The 17,900-nt window shown below is 72.0% G+C and carries 15 protein-coding genes and 1 pseudogene; 8 read left to right on the forward strand and 8 right to left on the reverse strand.

From position 1 onward, the window contains the following. Window positions 1-81: 81 nt before the first annotated feature. Together ACZ5NH_RS18025 and ACZ5NH_RS18030 are read right to left on the reverse strand one after the other, a co-directional pair. Window positions 82-771 carry an NAD(P)H-dependent oxidoreductase gene (locus ACZ5NH_RS18025; protein ID WP_468776311.1) on the reverse strand — a complete coding sequence of 230 codons (690 nt, stop codon included), beginning with the start codon at window positions 769-771 and terminating at the stop codon, window positions 82-84. Window positions 772-861: 90 nt separating this feature from the next. Next, window positions 862-1,560 (reverse strand): NADPH-dependent F420 reductase, encoded by a 699-nt coding sequence (locus tag ACZ5NH_RS18030; protein ID WP_468776313.1) that lies wholly within the window; start codon window positions 1,558-1,560, stop codon window positions 862-864. Between the two features lie 90 nt (window positions 1,561-1,650). Between ACZ5NH_RS18030 and ACZ5NH_RS18035 the strand changes: the two genes are divergently transcribed. The 6 genes from ACZ5NH_RS18035 to ACZ5NH_RS18060 all read left to right on the forward strand — a co-directional run bounded on the left by ACZ5NH_RS18035 (window position 1,651) and on the right by ACZ5NH_RS18060 (window position 8,262). Next, the gene (locus ACZ5NH_RS18035; protein WP_468776315.1) at window positions 1,651-2,253 is read left to right on the forward strand and encodes a TetR/AcrR family transcriptional regulator; all 603 of its coding nucleotides are present in this window, start codon (window positions 1,651-1,653) and stop codon (window positions 2,251-2,253) included. Window positions 2,254-2,678: 425 nt separating this feature from the next. Further along, window positions 2,679-2,882 (forward strand): hypothetical protein, encoded by a 204-nt coding sequence (locus ACZ5NH_RS18040; protein ID WP_468776926.1) that lies wholly within the window; start codon window positions 2,679-2,681, stop codon window positions 2,880-2,882. Further along, complete coding sequence (locus ACZ5NH_RS18045) at window positions 2,821-3,123, forward strand: hypothetical protein (RefSeq protein ID WP_468776954.1); 303 nt, start codon at window positions 2,821-2,823, stop codon at window positions 3,121-3,123. Before ACZ5NH_RS18040 ends, ACZ5NH_RS18045 begins: the two co-directional genes overlap by 62 nt. Window positions 3,124-3,292: 169 nt before the next feature. Continuing rightward, window positions 3,293-3,550 carry a hypothetical protein gene (locus ACZ5NH_RS18050; protein ID WP_468776317.1) on the forward strand — a complete coding sequence of 86 codons (258 nt, stop codon included), beginning with the start codon at window positions 3,293-3,295 and terminating at the stop codon, window positions 3,548-3,550. Between the two features lie 1,012 nt (window positions 3,551-4,562). After that, window positions 4,563-5,585, forward strand: a complete 1,023-nt coding sequence (locus ACZ5NH_RS18055) for a glycoside hydrolase family 3 N-terminal domain-containing protein (RefSeq protein ID WP_468776319.1) — start codon at window positions 4,563-4,565, stop codon at window positions 5,583-5,585. 514 nt (window positions 5,586-6,099) lie between these two features. Then, window positions 6,100-8,262 (forward strand): ATP-binding SpoIIE family protein phosphatase, encoded by a 2,163-nt coding sequence (locus ACZ5NH_RS18060; RefSeq protein ID WP_468776321.1) that lies wholly within the window; start codon window positions 6,100-6,102, stop codon window positions 8,260-8,262. A 200-nt stretch (window positions 8,263-8,462) separates the two neighbouring features. On the opposite strand, the gene ACZ5NH_RS18065 is transcribed toward ACZ5NH_RS18060, so the two are convergent. After that, a complete protein-coding gene (locus ACZ5NH_RS18065; protein WP_468776323.1) occupies window positions 8,463-9,647 on the reverse strand; it encodes a beta-ketoacyl-[acyl-carrier-protein] synthase family protein in 1,185 nt (394 codons plus the stop codon). Between the two features lie 482 nt (window positions 9,648-10,129). Here ACZ5NH_RS18065 and ACZ5NH_RS18070 point away from each other — a divergent pair, with 482 nt between their 5' ends. Further along, window positions 10,130-12,556 carry an NB-ARC domain-containing protein gene (locus tag ACZ5NH_RS18070; RefSeq protein WP_468776325.1) on the forward strand — a complete coding sequence of 809 codons (2,427 nt, stop codon included), beginning with the start codon at window positions 10,130-10,132 and terminating at the stop codon, window positions 12,554-12,556. Here ACZ5NH_RS18070 and ACZ5NH_RS18075 read toward each other — a convergent pair. From ACZ5NH_RS18075 to ACZ5NH_RS18095, 5 genes and pseudogenes are all read right to left on the reverse strand, one after another. Next, entirely contained in the window at window positions 12,549-14,204 is a 1,656-nt protein-coding gene (locus tag ACZ5NH_RS18075; protein ID WP_468776327.1) for a hypothetical protein, read from the reverse strand. The two genes, ACZ5NH_RS18070 and ACZ5NH_RS18075, sit on opposite strands and share 8 nt — an antisense overlap. Before the next feature lie 237 nt (window positions 14,205-14,441). After that, window positions 14,442-15,233, reverse strand: coding sequence for a helix-turn-helix transcriptional regulator (locus ACZ5NH_RS18080; RefSeq protein ID WP_468776329.1), 792 nt, complete (start codon window positions 15,231-15,233; stop codon window positions 14,442-14,444). A gap of 220 nt (window positions 15,234-15,453) precedes the next feature. Continuing rightward, a complete protein-coding gene (locus ACZ5NH_RS18085; protein ID WP_468776331.1) occupies window positions 15,454-15,792 on the reverse strand; it encodes a hypothetical protein in 339 nt (112 codons plus the stop codon). A 355-nt stretch (window positions 15,793-16,147) separates the two neighbouring features. Beyond that, window positions 16,148-16,471: pseudogene (locus ACZ5NH_RS18090) on the reverse strand (DUF4132 domain-containing protein); the annotation flags it as partial. A gap of 118 nt (window positions 16,472-16,589) precedes the next feature. Continuing rightward, window positions 16,590-16,991, reverse strand: coding sequence for a DUF5997 family protein (locus ACZ5NH_RS18095; RefSeq protein WP_468776333.1), 402 nt, complete (start codon window positions 16,989-16,991; stop codon window positions 16,590-16,592). A gap of 57 nt (window positions 16,992-17,048) precedes the next feature. On the opposite strand from ACZ5NH_RS18095, the gene ACZ5NH_RS18100 reads away from it, so the two are divergent. After that, a complete protein-coding gene (locus ACZ5NH_RS18100) occupies window positions 17,049-17,810 on the forward strand; it encodes a LysR family substrate-binding domain-containing protein (RefSeq protein WP_468776335.1) in 762 nt (253 codons plus the stop codon). The last annotated feature ends 90 nt before the right edge of the window (window positions 17,811-17,900 follow it).

The raw sequence follows: 17,900 nt of genomic DNA on the forward strand, positions 1-17,900 counted from the left end.
CTGGTCAGGATAGTTGGCCTTCCGTACCGAGCGGTTCGGTACGGAAGTGGTTCGGGGTGGTTGGCCGGCGGCTCGGGTGTGTCAGCCGTACAGGAGCCCGCGGTAGTGCTTGGCGTGCAGGGCGAGGTCCTCGTCGGAGACGGTGCGTGCGCCGTGCAGGACGAGCGGGTCGGCCAGGTGCATGCCGGTGAGACGGGCGGTGGCACGGAACGGGGCCATGAGTTCCGTCATGGTGAAGAGATTGAAGCCCTCGGCCGTGTACGAGGCGGCGGGGCCGCCGGTGGACGTGACGATCCGCAGCGTCTTTCCCCGCAGCGCGATGCCGCCGGTGCCGTAGGCGAACCCGTGGGTGAGGACCTGGTCGATCCAGGACTTGAGCACGCCGGGCACGGAGTACCAGTGCCAGGGGAACTGCCAGACGATCACGTCGTGGTCGCGCAGCAGTTGCTGCTCGCGCGGGACGTCGATGCGGCCGTCGGGGTAGGCGGCGACGATGTCGTGGACGGTGACGTGGTCCAGGTCGCGTATGGCCTCGGCCAGGCGGGCGGTGACGCGGGAGGCGTCCGGGTCGGGGTGGGCGACGACGATCAGGGTGGGGGCGGGGGACATCGGGTGCGGTGCTCCGGTGGTGCGGGCGGTCGGGGTGTGGCTGCTGGGCTCCCAGCCGGTGACGAGGTTCTCGTCGAGGGCGTCGCGACCTGGGACGCGCGGCCGGGAGCAGTACGGGCGTCGACGGCGGCCGTCTGGTGGTCCACCGGGTCGAGGCCGCATGTCTCCACCCGCACCTGGCCGGGCCGGGGACGGGGACCGGCAGACCGGCCGTGCTTGGGGTGCCGGATGCCCGGCCACCACGAACGTGGGTCAGGCGCTCGTGCGGGCGCCCGCGATGTGGAAGTTGAAGTCGGCGTGGCCGAGCGCGCCCCACAGACGCAGCCAGATGGGCAGCAGCATCTCGGTCCCGCGGGCGGTGGTGATGTCGCCCAGGTCGATGACGCTCGCGGCGGGCCAGCCGAAGGACACCAGCAGTTCGGTGACCTGCTTCTTCGCGTCGGTGTCGTCTCCGGAGACGAATACGTCGTGCTCGCCCGCCACGCGGGACGGGTCGACCATGACCTGGCAGTTCATGGTGTTGAGGGTCTTGACGACACGCGTGTCGGGGAAGGCGCGCTGGATCTGCTCGCCGAGGCTGTCGGTGTTGACCGGGTTCAGCGACGGCGGCATCCCCGCGGAGAAGTCCAGCGGGTTGGCGATGTCGAGGAGCACCTTGCCGGCCAGGTTGTCGGCGCCCGCGGCGGTCAGGGCCTCCAGGCTCGCGCCGCCCGCGGTCGTGTTGACCACGGCCTCCGCCCAGGCGGCTGCCTCGGCAAAGGTGACGAGCCGCACGGCGGAGTGGTCGGCCTGCCACTGGGCGAACGGGGGGTTGCCGTAGCCGTCGGGCTCGGAGCGGGCCAGGGTGCCCTCCGGGTCGCGGGTGCCGATGACGGTCTCGTGGCCCAGGGCGGTGAGCTTGGCGGCGATGGTCCGGCCGACGATGCCGGTGCCGAGAACGGCGTAACGCATGAGGGGTTCCTTTCGAGAGGGCGGACGCGACGATCGGCCCGCCTTCAAAAACTAAACCGAGTGGTTCGGTATTGCAAGTAGGATCGGCGCATGGAGAAGACCGACATGGCCGAGGCGTGCCGTGGAATCGCGGGGCGTCCGCGCTGCCCGGGCAAGGGGGCCGACATTCTGGAAGCGGCGCTGTCCCTGCTCGCCGACCAGGGCTTCACACGTATGACCCTGGACGCCGTCGCTCGGGCCGCCGGCGTGAGCAAGGCCACCATCCATCTGCGCTTTCGCACCAAGGCGGAGCTGGCCGCAGCCGCGTTGAAGACGCTGCGCCCCTGTCCGGCGCTGCCCGTGACCGGCGATCTGTGCACCGACCTGGCCGCCGTCCTCGACGACTTCGCCGGCACCCTCGTCCACACCCGCGGCATGGCGCTCACGGGCACCTGCCTGGCGGAGGAGGATCACACGCCGGAGCTTCTGGAGCTGCTGCGCGAGTACGCCGTCCTGCCGCGCCGCAGGTCGGTACTGCGCCTCCTCGATGCGGCACGCAGCCAGGGCCGCCTCGCCCCTGACGCCGACCTCGAGGCACTCACGTCGGCTCTGCTGGGCGCCTGCTATGCCGATCACCTGGCCGGACGTGCCATCACCGGGGACTGGGCCGAGCGCACCGTGGCGAGCGTCCTGTCCGCGCCGGGCCGGTCCTGAGGCGGGACAGGAGCGTCACGGCGCGGACAGGACGCTGTGCTACGCCGCTCAATTCGCTGCTCATCCTGGCCCGGCTGCTCGCCGACAACCCCGACAAGCACCCGAGCAGTCTTCTGTGCCGGCCCGGGACGGAGAATCGGCCCGGTGAAGAGCCGGCAGGTGCGACAGACATGCTCTTCGCGCGGGCAGACCTTGGGGCGTAGCCGGGGCCGGGTGGGATGGCGCTGGTGTGGCCGTGGCGACTCCGGCAGCCGGGACGGTGACGGGTCCAGGGGGTTCCAATGCGTCGGCGGCGGTACAGCAGCCCTGCCTTGATTCCCAGCTCAAGCAGTTCGCCGTGCACGCACCTGTACCTGGGCCCGGCGGCCCGCGACGCCGAGCACGCTCCGTGCATGGGCGAGCCGATCGACGTGGCGACCGGCGCGATGCTGATGACGCAGACCGATCTGAGCCTGTCAGGCGGCCTGCCTCGGCCCGACCTGGATCTCCACCCTGGACGAGTGCCTGCAGATCGAGGGCGAGGAGGTCGTCTTCGCCGCGGCCGACGGCATGCGCCTGGTGTACCCGGTGCAGGAATCCGGCGTTCCCACGATGCCGTCCAAGGGCGCCCGCTGGGCCCTGGAGTGTGACGGCAAACAGGACGGCGCGATGACGGTCACCGACCCGTCGACTGGCGTGACCTGGACGGTCACCGCCCCCGTTCCGTCCCCATCCTTCGGCGTCTTCCACTCGGCCCTGGACTCCTGGACCGACCGCAACGGCAACCGCATCGGGGTCGAACGCGACGACGAAGGCATCTCGTTCGGCATTCGCCACTCCGGCGGCTACCACATACCCCGAGACAGCCTGCTACCTCAGCCAAGTCCCTGAAAGCCGGCTCCCAACCCCTCGGCGTACGTCCGTCATCCCGACACGTGGTCGGACCCGCTGGGCCTGTACGGCTGTGAGCTGGAGGACCTCGGGGGGCGGCTGGTATCGCTCACCCGAAGGATTGGACTACGGTCCGGGTTCGGCTGAGGGCCACCGCTTCACCCACGCCATGCAGCACACCTGGGAGAACCCTGCGAAGCCCGCTCACGGAGTGTTCGATACAGGCGACCAGGGCGTGCTGGAAACGGTCGACGAGGCATGGGGGCGACGCGCCATGGCGGTGTCGGTCCACCAACAGGGCGCTCGTACCACCTACATCATCCCCATGGCCCGGCAGGTGGGTTACAACCCCGGGGAGGAATATGTTTCGATCACCGTCGAACACGGCAACGAAGCGATCACGGCCTTCCCGAGGAGCTGGAATTGACGGACAAGGTCGCCTGCGCGCAATGTGGCCAGGACTGGGTTCGTTGTTATGAGCGCAAGGACACGGGACAGAGGTTCTTTCTCTGCCCAGAGTGCGAGTCCGTCTGGGACTTGGAGGACGACCTCCATGAGGGCACGGACATGTACCTGAGCGAGTACCTGCTGACCGGGGACCCCGCAAAGGACTGGGAAATCATCACTCCGTGCAGCTGAGAAGGCCCGCGGTAGTCAGCCGTCCGCGGATCGGGGTGCGAAACCGGATCGGCCACCTGCTTCCCGGTAGGTAATGCTGCACACCTCACTGCCGCTTCAGCCGCCGTGGTCAACCCGAGGGGCTACGACCAGGGCACCGGTGCTGGGCAGGCGTCGCGATCCGGTTAGCCTGGGGTTGCCTTTGCGGAGGTTGGCGGACACCAATAAGGACAATGCCAACCGTCAGGTGCGTCTCTCGTTCCTCGGGTAGTTCCGAGGCGGCCACGACTGCAGCTTCTTCACGTGTGACAAATCGTCCGACAAGGCTCGCGCGGGCATCTGGGCGCCGAGGACAACGGCGGTTCGCTGGTGCGGGCTTCGCGGACTCGCTGGTGGAATGCCAAGAGGCGAACAAATGCCCAATAACGTACGGTGTGATGGACGCAGCAAGCCGGGCTCGCCGTGATGGAAGTCTGCGCAGCGCGCGGTAGCCCCGGCTCGTCCAAGCCGGGAGAAGAAGCATGACAATACGCGTCCGGCAGCAGGCCAGGAGCCACCGCTGCACAGCCCTGCGTACCGGGATCCCGCTGGTCACTCTGGCGCTTGCCGTCACAGGGTGCGGTGCATCTGTCACACCTGGGACAGCCGACTCCACCGGATCCCTCACTGCAAGCAGATCCCTCCCCGCAAGCCATGGCACACGAGCCTCGGGTACCGCCAGTGCCGTGCCGAGCCATACCGGCACTGAAGCTGTCCCCGCCACCGAGAGTGCCGCCCGGTCGGCATCTGCCGCCACCTGCACCGACCGATACCTGTCCGGCATGACCACTGCTCAACGGGTAGGGCAGCTTTTCATGGGGGGAATCGCCGCGGCCAACCCCGACCAGGCCCAGCTGCGCACTCTGCGCGCCAACCATGTGGGGTCCGTCATGCTGACCGGCCGCAGCACCGCCGGTACGACGGCGACCAGAAAGCTCGTCGACGGTTTCCAAGGCCAAGCGGACCAGGTCGCAGGCCGACGGGTCGGCCTCCTGGTCGCGACCGACCAGGAGGGCGGCCGGGTGCAGGTGCTCCACGGCCCCGGCTTCTCGACCATGCCCAGCGGCCTGACCCAGGGCAGCTGGTCGACCGCGACGTTGCGTACCCAGGCCGCCGGATGGGCCAAGCAGCTCAAGGCTGCAGGGGTCAACCTGAACCTGGCGCCGGTCGCCGACGTGGTCCCCGCCGCTCTGGGCACCCGCAACATCCCCATCGGTTCCTTCCAGCGGGAGTACGGCCATACCGCGGCCACCGTCACCTCCCACACCAGCGCGTTCGCCGCCGGCTTCGCGCAGTCGGGCGTGATGACCACGCTCAAGCACTTCCCCGGGCTGGGCCAGGTGATCGGCAACACCGACACCACCGCCAACGTCGTGGACTCGGTGACAACCGCCGGCAGTTCGAGCCTCACGCCGTTCCGGGCCGGGATCCGGGCCGGGTCACCGTTCGTGATGGTCTCGTCGGCCACCTACACCAAGATCGACCCCAAGCACCTGGCGGCCTTCTCACCGACGGTCATCGATCACCTGCTGCGCAGCCAACTCGGCTTCAAGGGCGTGGTCATCTCGGACGACCTCGGGAACGCGGTCGCCGTGCGCTCCTTCACCCCTGCCCAGCGGGCCGTGAACTTCATCGCGGCGGGCGGAGACATGATCCTCACGGTGCGGCCGAGCACCGTACCCGCGATGACACAGGCCGTCCAGACCCGGATGCGGCAGGACGCTTCGTTCCGGACCAAGGTCAACGACAGCGTGCGTCGGATACTCGACGCCAAGCACAACGCGGGCCAGCTCGACTGCCGCTGAGGTCTTGAAGTGCGTGTGTCGACGGTCTTCGGCCTCGATGGGGCCACGTCACCGTCGATCTCGGCAACCGCCGTGGCAGCGATGCCACCGGCGGTTCAATCGCACAGCCACCACCGAGGGTCGGCCAGAGGTCGGCGCCGAGGCCCCGTACCGTGCCGGCCTGCTCAGGGGCGTGGCCAGTGGTGACGCCGTGGGTGCCGCGTGTGCTCCCGGCGCTCGGCATCATCAGCATCATCAGTGTGGGACAGGACTGACGATCAAGATGACAAGGAGCAAGCACCAGCAGTCCTGTGGCGGTCGTCGGATGCCGGCGGGCGACGTCCCCGGCAAGGTGAGCACGGCCCCATCGGCCGCGGGGTTCCGTCACCGTCCGTGTTCACCGCGCGTTCCGATGGTGTGGGCGAAGCACCCCCCGGTGTTATTCAATGAGGTGTGCGGTCAGGGATCTCGGGGCCCCGTCGCACGGGTCCGAGTACGGCCTCGGCGCTGCGCCGGGGATTGCTGAGAGAGCCGCATGGACTCCACACCCTCCCCCTCGTCATCGTCGCCGTTCGACCTGGTCAGCAGTGCCCTGGGGCGCTACATCCCGCGCGGTGGAGCGGCAGCGGGCGCCGGTCCTGACGACGCGCAGGGCGACCGCACCGTCCGCCGTCGCGTACCCGACAACCCGGCGGGCAATGGTCAGGAGCAGATTCTCGGCGTGGTCAACCTGGACAGGGATCTGAGAATCACTCGCTGCAATCTGGCCGCACCCGTGTTCGCGGGTCTGGACGCCGTGGCCGGGAGTCCCTTCGTCGATCTCCTGCCCCCCGGCGACGTACCGACCGTCACCCGGCGGTTGCGGCAGGTCCTGGAGACCGGTGAGGCGCACGTCGCCCGGATCCAGCGCCTGCGGCGCGCCGACGGGTCGGAGCTGGTGGTCTCGATGAGCATCCTGCCCGCCGCGGTGCCTCAGGAGGGGCTGACCGTCTCCCTGATCGCCATGGCCAGGAGGCTGCATCTGTACGCCGCCGAGACCGCGATCGGTACCTCGCTGGACATCGGCGAGACCGCGCAGTCGCTGGCGCAGTCCCTGCTGGCCTGGGGAGACGTGGCCGCCGTCGACCTCGACTTCGCCGTGTGGACGGGCGAGGGAGTCACCGGGCAGTCGCAGGGGCGCATCCGGCTGCGGCGGGCGGCCCTGGTGCCGGACCGGGCGTGGCCCGAGGGCTATGTGACTCCGGGCGACGATCTTCCCAGCGACGCGAGTCGCCTGCTGGCGCAGGCGGTACGGCGGGACGACGCCCCACAGGCCATCGTCATACCCGACCGGGAGGCGGTCGAGCGGGTGCTCGGCAGTGCCCGGTTGACGCGTGCCCTGGTGCCCAGTGACCGGTCGGCGGGTGTGGCGTGCATACCGCTGGTCCTGGACGGCGCGCCGCCCGTCGTGCTGGGCGTGGCGGAGGTATGGCGGCGGGCGGACTGCCCCTTCCGCGACAGCGAGCTGTTCGACCTGCAGGAACTGGTGGCGAGGACCGCCCACCACGTCGACCTGGCCCGTCAGCACCAGCGCGAGCACACGCAGGTGCTGGCGTTGCAGCGCCGGCTGCTGCCCCGGACCGGCGGCGACACCATCGAGATCGCCAGCATCTACCAGCCCGCCACGCCCGACAGCGCGGGCGTCGGCGGCGACTGGGTGAACAGCTTTCCGCTGCCGGACGGCCGTACGGCGCTGGTGGTCGGTGACGTCGTCGGGCACGGCCTCGGAGCCGCGGCGACCATGGGCCAGCTGAGCATGGAGGCCCGCGCGCTGCTGTCCGCGGGGCTCGGGCCCGACGAAGTGCTGGAGCATCTGGACAAGACCGTGACACTGCTGGACGACGCGGAGTCCGGGCTGGCGGCCGGCTACAGCGCCCTCGGGTCGACCTGCTGCATCGCCCTCTACGACCCGGTCAGCCACCATGTGGCGCTCGCCAGCGCCGGCCATCTCCCCCCGGTCCTGGTCTCCCCGGACGGGCGCGCGAGCCCGCTCGCGGTCCGCCCTCACCCCGGCCTGGGCGCCGAGTTCGCGCTGCGGGAGCCGTTCGACGTGCACACGTTCCGGGCGCCCCCGGGCTCTCTGCTGGCCCTCTACACCGACGGCCTGGTGGAGGATCCGGCCCTGTCGATCGACGAGGGCATCGGCAGGCTGGCGGACGCCGTGTCCACGGTGCACCCCTGGGACGCCCTGCAGCAGGCCGCACGGCACGTCGTCTCCACGCTGGCACCGGCGCGCCAGCGCGACGATGTGACCCTGCTGCTCGCGCGCATGATCGGCTACCGCAAGGAGGACACCGCGACCTGGCGGCTGCCCGCCCGCGACGACGCGCCCGCCCGTGCCCGCGCGCAGGTCTGCGCGCTGCTGCGGCAATGGCGCACCAGGGACGACACCAGGGACAAGGTGTCGCTGCTGGTCAGCGAGCTGGTCACGAACGCGGTGCGCTTCGCCACCGGTCCCATCACGGTACGGCTGATCAGGGCCGGTCACGGCTTGCTCTGCGAGGTGGGCGACACCGGCAACGGCAGGCCCCGTCTGAGGCGGGGCGGCCTCCTCGACGACGGCGGTCGTGGCCTGCGCATCGTGCACGGGCTCACCACCCGGTGGGGGGTGCGGTGGACGGACACCGGCAAGGTGGTCTGGGCGGAAGTCGCGAGGTGACGCGGCCGCAGGTCGGGGGAGCGGCCGGCGCATGGGAGCGCGGCAGGGGCGCGGCCGCAATAGGGGAGCGCGGCGAGCGTACGGGCGCCGTACGTGTCACCCGGCGCCACCGATGCCACGGACGGTGCCCCCAGCGGTACCGGTGGCGTGACCGGTGATGCCGAGGGCCCGTTCGCTGGTCCGGGTGGCGCGGGCTCGCACTACAGCCACTGGCCTTCCAGGGCGGTGGCGGTCAGGCCCGGTGCCGCCGCGTACAGGACGGCGCGGTCGCCGGACTTCTGCCCGGCGTCGTGTGCCCGCCGCATGATGTCGAACACGGCGGCGCCTCCGCGGTTGCCGGTGGTGTAGCTGTCCCGGCTGTAGTCCAGCAGCCCCGACGGCCACGCGTCGGGCATCGTCTGCTCCATGTACTCCAGCACCCGGGTCCCGCCGGGGTGCGCCAGCAGCACGTCGGGGTGCCAGGCGTCGGGGTCGTCCTCGTAACGGACGCGCAGCCACTCCCACATCGCGGTGACCGTCTCCTGCACGGCGCGCGGCCCGCGCCGGTCCATCACGAAGTGGGTGCCGTCCGCCCTCGTCTCCAGGCGGTGCAGGTCTTGGGTGCCGGGCAGGGTGTGGTGCCAGGCGGAGTCCAGTCGCAGCACCGACTCGGGCCTCGGGCGGCCCGTGACCACCGCGGCGACCGCGGTGTCCGCGAACAGCAACCGGACGATCAGGGACTCGAGAGTGTCGTCCGCGGGCTGGTAGGTCGTGCTCAGCGCCTCCGCGATCACGACCAGGACCACCCGGTCGGGGTCCGCGGCCACGAGATCCGCCGCCAGCGCCAGGGAGCGGGTCCCCGCGATACAGGCCCACTGCGTGGCCGGCAGCAGCATCACGTCGCTGCGGAGCGGAAGCTTGTTGGCCAGGGCGATGTCCAGGCCAGGCAGCGCCGGGGTGGTGGAGTGGCTGGTGATCAGGCAGTCGACGTCCGCGGCGTCCAGCCCGGCGATCTGCAGGGCCCCGCGCGCCGCACGCTCCCCGTAGGACTGCACGGCCTCCCAGGCCGGCGCGGTGCGCTCCTGGACCGTCTGCGGCCCGGGTATCGCCTCAAGTGCGGCGATCGCGCGGTCCACGTCCTGCTGGCTGAACCCGCCGCGCGCCAGCGCCTCTTGGGCCGAACCGATGCCGACAGCCCGCAGGCCACCGCCGTTGCCGGGTGCGACGGCGGTCTCCAGCGGCAGCATCCACCCGCGGGTCTTGATGCCCGTGCTGGCCGCGATGCCGTCGATCCGCGGCGCCCACGGCGCATGCGGATGCCGGTCGCGCACCTCCGCCACGATCTCGCTGGTCTTCACGGCGTGCTCGCCATGTATCACGGCAGGAGGACAGACGTAAGCGGACATAGTGGGGCACCTTTCCGAGGGAACAGGGGGGAATGTCACGAGTGCTGTGGCATGGGTCACTTTGTAACTTCGCGCCCAAGGGGTTGCCGATACGCCCGACTTCGGGAGCCGGTGTCTGTTTCGAGCATGGGCGCTAAATGGACATTTCCGCTGTGATGCAGACAACTTAGGCGGCACTTGGAATACGTGACACGGCACACACCGCGGAAGCGGGGGCCCTCGGAGGGTCCTGCCCAATTTGCCTGACTTGTCGTCAGCCGCGACAGCCGGGAATCGCTCGTGCTCTCGCTCCCGGAACGGTGTCGGCGTGATGCTTCCGCTTGCCTCCTCGGCCGACCCCGGCGCCGCCGGCTCCGGGCGCGATGCCGGCCTCCGGCGTGATGACGTCGGCTCTCCGGCGATGCCGACTGGGAATCCGGCGAAGATCCTTCTACCGTGGGGTCCGCCTGTCCCGGTGCCGCTGGACGACGTAAGGGGGCTTGGTGGAAGCCGAGTTGGGAACGCTCGCCGCCCAGGGGGCCACGGCTCTGGTCGGGCTCATGGTCACGGACGCCTGGCTGAAGATGAAGCACGGCGGCCGGCGGTTCACCCGCTGGCTCTCCCGGCGCGGGGAGGACGGCGAACTGGACGCCGTGCGCGAGGAGTTGGCGGCGGCCAGGCAGGGCGGCGACGAGGAGGACGCGGCGAACCGGCTCGCCGCCGACTGGGAGCGGCGCCTGCTCCGCATCCTCCAGGACGACCCCGAGGCGGCGGAGGAACTGCGCCGGCTACTGGCCGAGGTACTGCCGGGAACCTCGTACGACATCGCCTTCGACGTCCGCCCGGCCGCACCTGCGCCCAGCGTCCAGCCCGACCATCTCCCCGCGCTGACCGGCACGTTCAGCAACCGGATCGCCGAACTCGACCGGATGAACAACCTGTGCGGCGAGCCCGGCAGGGTGAGGCTCGCGGTCCTCGCCGGGCTGCCCGGGGTGGGCAAGACGGCGCTCGCCTGCCGCTGGGCGGACACCCGGCGCGAGGACTTCCCCGACGGCCTCTTCTACGTCGACTACGCCGCCCTGCGCGACGAGTCCGCCGTGGGCGCGGCCATGGGTCCCGCCGCGACCTCACAGGCCCTCGCCTCGATCCTGCGGGCGCTGCTGGGCAGCGACGCCCATGTCTCGGAGCGGTTCGAGGAGCTGAGGCGGCAGTACGAAACCCACTCCCGCGACCGGCGCATGCTCGTCCTCATCGACAACGTCACCATGGCCGCCCAGGTGCGAGCGCTGATCCCCACCGGTCCCGGCAGCACCGTCATGGTCACCAGCCACAGCAAACTCGGCGAACTCGTCGCGCAGGACGGCGCCGAACTCATCGAAGTGAAACCCCTCGACGCACCCGGCGGCCTGAAGCTGCTGAGCGACCAGTGCGGAGAGGACGTGGTCGCGGTCGAACCCGGTGCGGCCGGACGTCTCGTGGAGCTGTGCGGCGGACTGCCGGTGGCGCTGCGCATCGTGGCGACCCGGCTGACCACCGGCGACGCCCCCAGCCTGACGTACCTCGCCCAGGAGCTGGCGGACGAGGCCGAACGGCTGGAGGGCATCTCCCTGCCCGGCGGCGACTACTCGCTGTCGGCCGTCCTCGGCCCCTCCTACCGGCTGCTGCCGCCGGGCCCGGCCCGCATGTTCCGGCTGCTGGGCTGGCTGCCCACGGGACTCTTCGACGAGTCGGTCGCGGCCGCCGCCGCGGGCGTCGACCGCCGCACGGCCAGACGGCTGCTGCGCGAACTGGCCGCCGCGAGCCTGCTGGAGATCGACCGCGACGGCCGCTACCGCGTCCACGACCTCGTCCGCCTCTACGCCCGCGAGCGTGCCGTGGCGGAGGAGCGGCCCGCCGAGGAGAGGGCCCTCATCGAGCGGGTGACCAGGCACTACCTCGTCCTCGCGGCCCTCGCCGACCGGGCACTGCGCGCCGACCGGCTGCGCGTCGCCGAGCTGACCGAGCTGCTGACACGGGCCACGGACCCCTTCTCCGCACCCGGCGGCCCCGCCCCGCTGCCCTGGCTCGACGCCGAGTGCCCCGCGATCCTCGCCGTCCTGCGCGCGGCCGTACGCCACCGCCTGAACGCCCTGGCCTGGCCGCTGGCCGAGGCGTTCACCGTGCTGTTCCTGCACCACCGCCACCTCGGCGCGTGGAAGGAGTCCCTGATTCTGGGCAGCGAGGCCGCTGCCGCGCTCGCCGCCGACCCGGCCACCCCCGCCGACGTCGTGGCCGAGGCTCTCGCCGGCGAGGCCCGGCTGCGCAGCCTGCTCTCGCGCCCGCTCACGGACCTCGGCGAACACGACCGCGCCCGCACCGAACTGGAGCGCGCCGTCGCCCTCGCCGAGCCCACCGACCGACTGCTGCTGCGCGCCTCCGTCCAGGAGTTCCACGGCCGCCACCTCGAACTCTCCGACCCCGCCCGGGCCGTGGCGACGTACCGCTACTGCCTCGACCTCAACCGCCGCGCCCAGGACCGGCGCGGCGAGGCCCTGGCCCTGCTCTTCCTGGGCTCGGCCCTGGACGCCCAGGGAGAGCACGAGCAGGCCCTCACCCTGCTCGGCCAGGCACGCACGGACCTGCTGAACCTCCCCGAACCAGACGAGCGGATGGCGGCCCGCGCCCTCCTCGCCCTCGGCCGGGCCCAGGCCCACCGCGCCGAGTTCGACGCAGCCTTCCACGCCCTGGAAACGGCGGCCGACACCCTGAAGGCGCGGCACGCGTACAGCTACGAGGCCGACGCACGGGAGGAACTCGCCGACCTCGCGCAGCGGACGGGCCGCCACCCGGACCGGGTGCGCGCGTGGCTGAACCGCGCCCTCGAGATCCACGAGACGAACGGCAACCGGCGCGCGGACGACGTCCGCCGCCGGCTGAGGGACCTCAGCTGAGACGCGCAGACGCGGGGCGCGGTCGGAGTACGACGTCCTCGTCCCGCACCCCGGCGATCCGCAGGGTCAGCAGCGCCTCGCCCGGCGGTAGCCCTTGCCGCAGCTGGGAGTAGACGATCGCCGCCACGAGTCCGGGCGCCGCCGTCGGCCCGGTCACCGCCGCCTCGACCACCCGGCCGTCGCGCAGCCCCACCAGATGGCCACCGTCCCGCACCGTGCAGGCGGCCAGCAGACTGCCGGGCAGCCGCGCCAGGGTGTCACGGATCCAGCGCAGCGCCTCGGCGACCGATCCGGCGCGGTCGGCCCGCTCGATCACCGAGGCGCTCTCCAGTAGCCGACGGTCGCGTTCCGTGTCCGAGCAGGCAAGATGCGCGCAGCGGTACGCGGCTGCGCCGGCGCCGTCCTCCTCGGCCTTGGGTCCGCCGTGTGCGTACGCCCGCGCCTCGGCCGGATACCGGCGCACCGACACGACCGGACCGGCCGGCTCCTCGCCCACCTCGGTGACGACCAGCCAGGAGGTGACGGGTTCGGCGGCCCGCTCCGGCACGGGCAGCAACAGGTCCGGCGGGGGTGCCGAGGTGGGCTCCGGAAGATCCAGCAGTTCGTAGACGGCCGCGCGGAGCCGCGCCGCGGCCCGGCCCGAGCCGGCGAAGGCCCGCCGTGTCACAGAGGCGTACCGCCCGCTCGTGTGGTCGCGTATGACGTCCTCGATCCGAGCCGCCAGATCGCCGCCGGGATCCAGCCGCGGGGCCGCGGCGGCCAGATCGTGCGCCGCCGTCTCCGGCACCGCGTCGGCGCCGAACGCGGCGAGCAGCAGCGGGTGGCCGAGGGCGGCACCGTACAGGGTCACCGAACCGTGGTCGCCGATCACGACGTCCGCCGCGACGAGCGCCGCCCGCCAGGCGTGCACGGGTGGCATCAGCAGCAGGCCCGCGTCGAGGGCCGAGGCCTGGAGCGCGCGGATCTGCCAGGTCCCGTGCGCCGACCAGACGTTGGGGTGGACGACGGCCGCGACCCGGTAGGCGTCGTACGGCAGCGCCCCCAGCAGACGGACCGGCAGATCGGGATGCCGGCCGAGCAGCGAGGTCGGCCCCCAGGTGGAGCTGATCACGACGAGCCGCCGGTCCTCATCGACACCGAGGGCCTGCCGGTACGCGTCCCTGCGGGCCCGGGCGGCGAGCAACTCGTCGTAGCAGGGGTCGCCGAGCAGCAGGGTGCGGCCGGCGGTCTTCGGGTGGGCGGCGAGGAGCTGTCGTTCCTGGTCCGGGTGCGATACGGCGAGCCAGGCCCGGCCGGACTCCAGGAGCGCGTCGGGGACGAGGCCGGAGAGCCGGTCGTGCGCCCCACGTGCGTCCGGGACCCGCTTCTGGAAGCCCACGCCGTGCGGCAGCACCAGGACCGGGCAGTCGCCCTCCGGTATGTCCACGTTCTCGCTGGCCGTGAGGATGAGATCGGGGCTGATGTGCGCCAGCTGGTCCCAGGGCATGACCCGGCATCCGGAGTCCCGGAGGAGCTCTCGCACCCCGTCGGCGAAGGCGGAGGTGGGGTCGTGGGCGAAGACGACGCTCACCCGCGGGTCGTCACGCAGCAGCCCGGGCAGCACCTCCAGCACGCGCACGGTGGAGGTGACGGTACGCGCGGCGACCACGAGCGTCCGCTCGTCGGGGAAGGTGCGCCAGCGGTGGGCGTCGGGGCCTACCGGTACGCGCAGAAAGCCCTCAGCCGGCTCCCGGCTCCCGGCTCCCGGCTCCCGGCTCCCGGCTCCCGGCTCCCGGCTCCCGGTGCGGTCGCCCTATCACGTGACAAATTGGCTGACAACCCTTCAGGAAAGCTCGGCTCCGGCGGACCGCTCCACGGTAACGAATCACGCAGGCCGAGCCCAGGCTCAGGGTGGGCCGGGTGCCGGTACCAGGCCGAGTCGCTGAGCGCGCAGCACGGTGCCCAGACGGTCGCGGGTGCCCAGCTTGCGGTAGATGTTCTCGATGTGCTTGTGCACCGTGCGGACGGAGATGCCGAGGCGACGGCCGATGGCGTCGGCGGTGAGCACGTCGGTGAGCAGCAGCAGGACGGTCGTCTCGCGCGGGGTCAGCGCGCAGTCCGCCGCCCGTTCGTCCGGCGCTCCGCCCGGTCCGAGCCCGCGCCGCCACTCCTCCAGCAGCTGCCGCTGCCGCTCCACGGCCGCCAGCAGCGGCTGTGCGCGCTCCGCCATGACGAGATGGTCGTCGGTGAAGTCCGCACCGGCGCGGTAGACCAGGCAGCCGGTGACCGGGGTGGTGCTCCCGGGCAGTGGCACGCCGAGCACATGGTCGACGTCGAGCGCCTCGCCGAGCAGATGTGCCGTGGGACTGTCCGGCCAGCGCCGCCCCGCCGTCCGGCGGGCGGTGACGGGCATCCGGTCGGTTCTGTTCGCGTAGTGGCGGGCGAAGGGATAGCCCGCGCGGAGCAGCGCCAGGTCCGCTTCCCCGAGCAGCTCCAGCTCGGCGGCGGCAGCGGCGGGTGCCGCCCCGATCGTGCCCCCGTGCTCGCTCCACTCGTCGAGCTTGCGGATGACCGCCTCGCCGCCGCACAGGTCCGCCAGGGCAGCGGCGAGCAACGGCCACAGGCGCGCGGGCTCCCGTTCGCGCAGCGCCCCCACGGCCACCGCCGTCATGCGTTCATAGGCCTTGTCCAGCCCCACTTGTTCCTCTCCGGTTGGCCTCGGCGGCGCGTCCTGCCCGTCGCGTACGTACTTCTACGCATACCCCTACGGCCCCCGGCTGTCGCACACTGCAACCCGGCGGCACCGGCCTGAGCGGACGGACGTCCGGCGGGCCGCCGGCACGGGGGAACGGCGGCCCGTCCGGTGTCGTATCACTTCGCCCCCTCACTCCGGGACCTCCGACCGGGGCCTTCTCGCGCTATCCCGACCAGGCCGCCACACAGAGCGCGCGGTCCACCTCCTCGGTGTAGCGGGCCGCCGCCGGCCAGGCGCGGGCGAAGCGGTCCGGGTCCGCGGGGAGCAGGCGGCCGAACACATCGCGGGAGCGCTCCGCTGCCGCCGCGTGCAGCTCCTCCAGCAGACCACCCGCCGTGGCCAGCCCGGACCGGTTGAGCCGCCGGACGTCGGCGGCCGTGTCGCCGGGGAAGGCCAGCACCCGCCGCCCGCCCGAGACCGCCTGCTGGACGCGGCGGCGCAGCACATGGACCGGAGCCTCCTCGGCGCTGGGCGCCGCCTGCAGGGCCCAGCTCCTCGCCACCGAGCATCCGGCGCAGGCCGGTACTCGGACCGACGTGGGTCTGGACCGGCTGCAGCGCGCGGACCTGCCCGCCGCGCCCGCGTCCCCGGGGGTGCGGGGCCGGGGTGAGCCGGGCGACGACCCGGAGCCGGGCGCCCCGGGCGGCCGCCAGCAGACCCAGGTTGTCCCGATGCGCGAGCGCGGGGTGGTCGTGGGCGGCGGTCCGCCGCAGTACGACGCCCTCGCAACCGGCGAGCAGACAGTCGCCCGCCGCCTCCACCGCCGTACCGAGCAGAGTGACCTCCAGGAGAGCAGGTCATGGCGGCCGTTCAGGGCATGGGTGAGCTGCTCGGCCACGGGGACCGCCCAGAGCCTCGTCCCGCAGGAAGCCGGCGACCTGCCCGTCCGCACCGGTGACCACGAGGTCGCGCAGCGCTGCCTGCCAGGCCGGGTCGGGCCACACGCGCGTGAGGACGGGGAGCGGCACCGGCAGCGAGCGGACCATCCACCGCTCGGCGGTGGCCAGGCACTGGCGTTCGTGCCGCTCCAGCCACTCGACGAGCTGCCTGAGGCCCACGACCGCAGGATCGTCGGCGATCTTCGGCGGTACCGACTTCAGCCGCCGCCCGGACGTGTTGCGGCACACCACCCTGCCGCCGTCGAGGGCGACTTCGTAGTCACCTGCCGACACCCACCCCATACGTGCCTCCCGCACCCCTGTTGATCAAGTGTCGGGAACTGTAGGGCAGGCCACCGACAACGCCCTCCGGGGCCGGAGGGCGTTGTGGAAAAACGGTTCTGGGGAGAACGAGGGAAGCTCAGTCGCGCCCGGCGGCGCGCTCCTGCTTCTCCTTCTTCTGCTGCTTGATCCGCGCCGCCTCCTTGCGGACCTCGGCCTGGGTGGCGCGCTCCTTCTCCAGCCACTCGGGCCGCTCCTGCTTGAGCGTCTCGATCTGCTCGGTGGTCAGTGGCTCGGTGACCCTGCCGCGCGCGAGGCCGGCGATGGACACGCCGAGCTTCGCGGCGACCACCGGACGCGGGTGGGGACCGTTGCGCCGCAGCTCGCTCAGCCACTCCGGCGGGTTCGCCTGCAGCTCGTTCAGCTCGGCGCGCGTGACGACGCCCTCCTGGAACGAGGCGGGGGTGGCGGGGAGGTACACACCCAGCTTCTTCGCCGCGGTCGCGGGCTTCATCGTCTGGGTGCTCTGCTGCGAACTCATGGGCCAAGGGTATCGGCCGTGTGCCGGGCCGCCGACCACGGCCGGTAACCTGGCCTGGTGACAGGCTCGGAGGAATCACCGTCGTTCCGGCTCGCGTACGTACCCGGAGTGACGCCCGCCAAATGGGTGAGGATCTGGAACGAGCGCCGGCCGGACATCCCGCTCACCCTGGTCCAGGTCCCCGCAGCCGAGGCGCCCGATCTCCTGCGCGCGGGCGAGGCCGACGCGGGCCTCGTACGGCTCCCGGTGGACCGTACGTTCTTCAGCGCGATCCCCCTGTACACCGAGACCACGGTGGTCGTCGTACCGAAGGACCATCTGATCACGGCCGCGGACGAGGTGACCGTGGCCGACCTCGCCGACGAGGTGCTCTTCCACCCTCTGGACGACGTCTTCGACTGGGAAAGACCGCCCGGCGAACCCGCCTTCGAGCGCCCCGCGACGACAGAGGACGCGATCGAGCTGGTGGCCGCGAACGTCGGCCTGCTGGTCGTCCCGCAGTCCCTGGCCCGCCTCCACCACCGCAAGGACCTCACCTACCGCCCGGTCACCGACGCCCCCCAGTCGAGCGTCGCCCTGTCCTGGCCGGAGGAGGCAACCACCGATTTGGTGGAGGACTTCATCGGCATCGTCCGCGGCCGCACCGTCAACAGCACGCGTGGCCGTACCAAGCCGCCTGCCGAGCAGCAACGGAAGCGCTCCGAGGCGAGCGGCACCCGGCAGAAGCCGGCGCCGAAGCCGACGGGCCGCAACCCGCGCGCCCGCACGGCGGGGGGCAAGCAGACCCCCAAGCGGGGCAAGCCGCGCCGGAGGTCGTGAGGGCCGGCGCGGCGGCTTCGGCCGCGCCGGTTCCGGGCGCCGACAGCGCAGTGCAGCGCGGGGTGGGCGTGTGGCGGAGCGGACGCGCCC

This window comes from Streptomyces sp. NPDC031426 (assembly GCF_055581585.1).

Excerpts from the sequence above, each read along its gene's own strand:
- ACZ5NH_RS18025 (WP_468776311.1), bottom strand. The coding sequence starts at position 771 with ATGCGGCCTCGACCCGGTGGACCACCAGACGGCCGCCGTCGACGCCCG.
- ACZ5NH_RS18030 (WP_468776313.1), bottom strand. The coding sequence starts at position 1,560 with ATGCGTTACGCCGTTCTCGGCACCGGCATCGTCGGCCGGACCATCGCC.
- ACZ5NH_RS18035 (WP_468776315.1), top strand. The coding sequence starts at position 1,651 with ATGGAGAAGACCGACATGGCCGAGGCGTGCCGTGGAATCGCGGGGCGT.
- ACZ5NH_RS18040 (WP_468776926.1), top strand. The coding sequence starts at position 2,679 with ATGCTGATGACGCAGACCGATCTGAGCCTGTCAGGCGGCCTGCCTCGG.
- ACZ5NH_RS18050 (WP_468776317.1), top strand. The coding sequence starts at position 3,293 with ATGCAGCACACCTGGGAGAACCCTGCGAAGCCCGCTCACGGAGTGTTC.
- ACZ5NH_RS18055 (WP_468776319.1), top strand. The coding sequence starts at position 4,563 with ATGACCACTGCTCAACGGGTAGGGCAGCTTTTCATGGGGGGAATCGCC.
- ACZ5NH_RS18060 (WP_468776321.1), top strand. The coding sequence starts at position 6,100 with ATGGACTCCACACCCTCCCCCTCGTCATCGTCGCCGTTCGACCTGGTC.
- ACZ5NH_RS18065 (WP_468776323.1), bottom strand. The coding sequence starts at position 9,647 with ATGTCCGCTTACGTCTGTCCTCCTGCCGTGATACATGGCGAGCACGCC.
- ACZ5NH_RS18095 (WP_468776333.1), bottom strand. The coding sequence starts at position 16,991 with ATGAGTTCGCAGCAGAGCACCCAGACGATGAAGCCCGCGACCGCGGCG.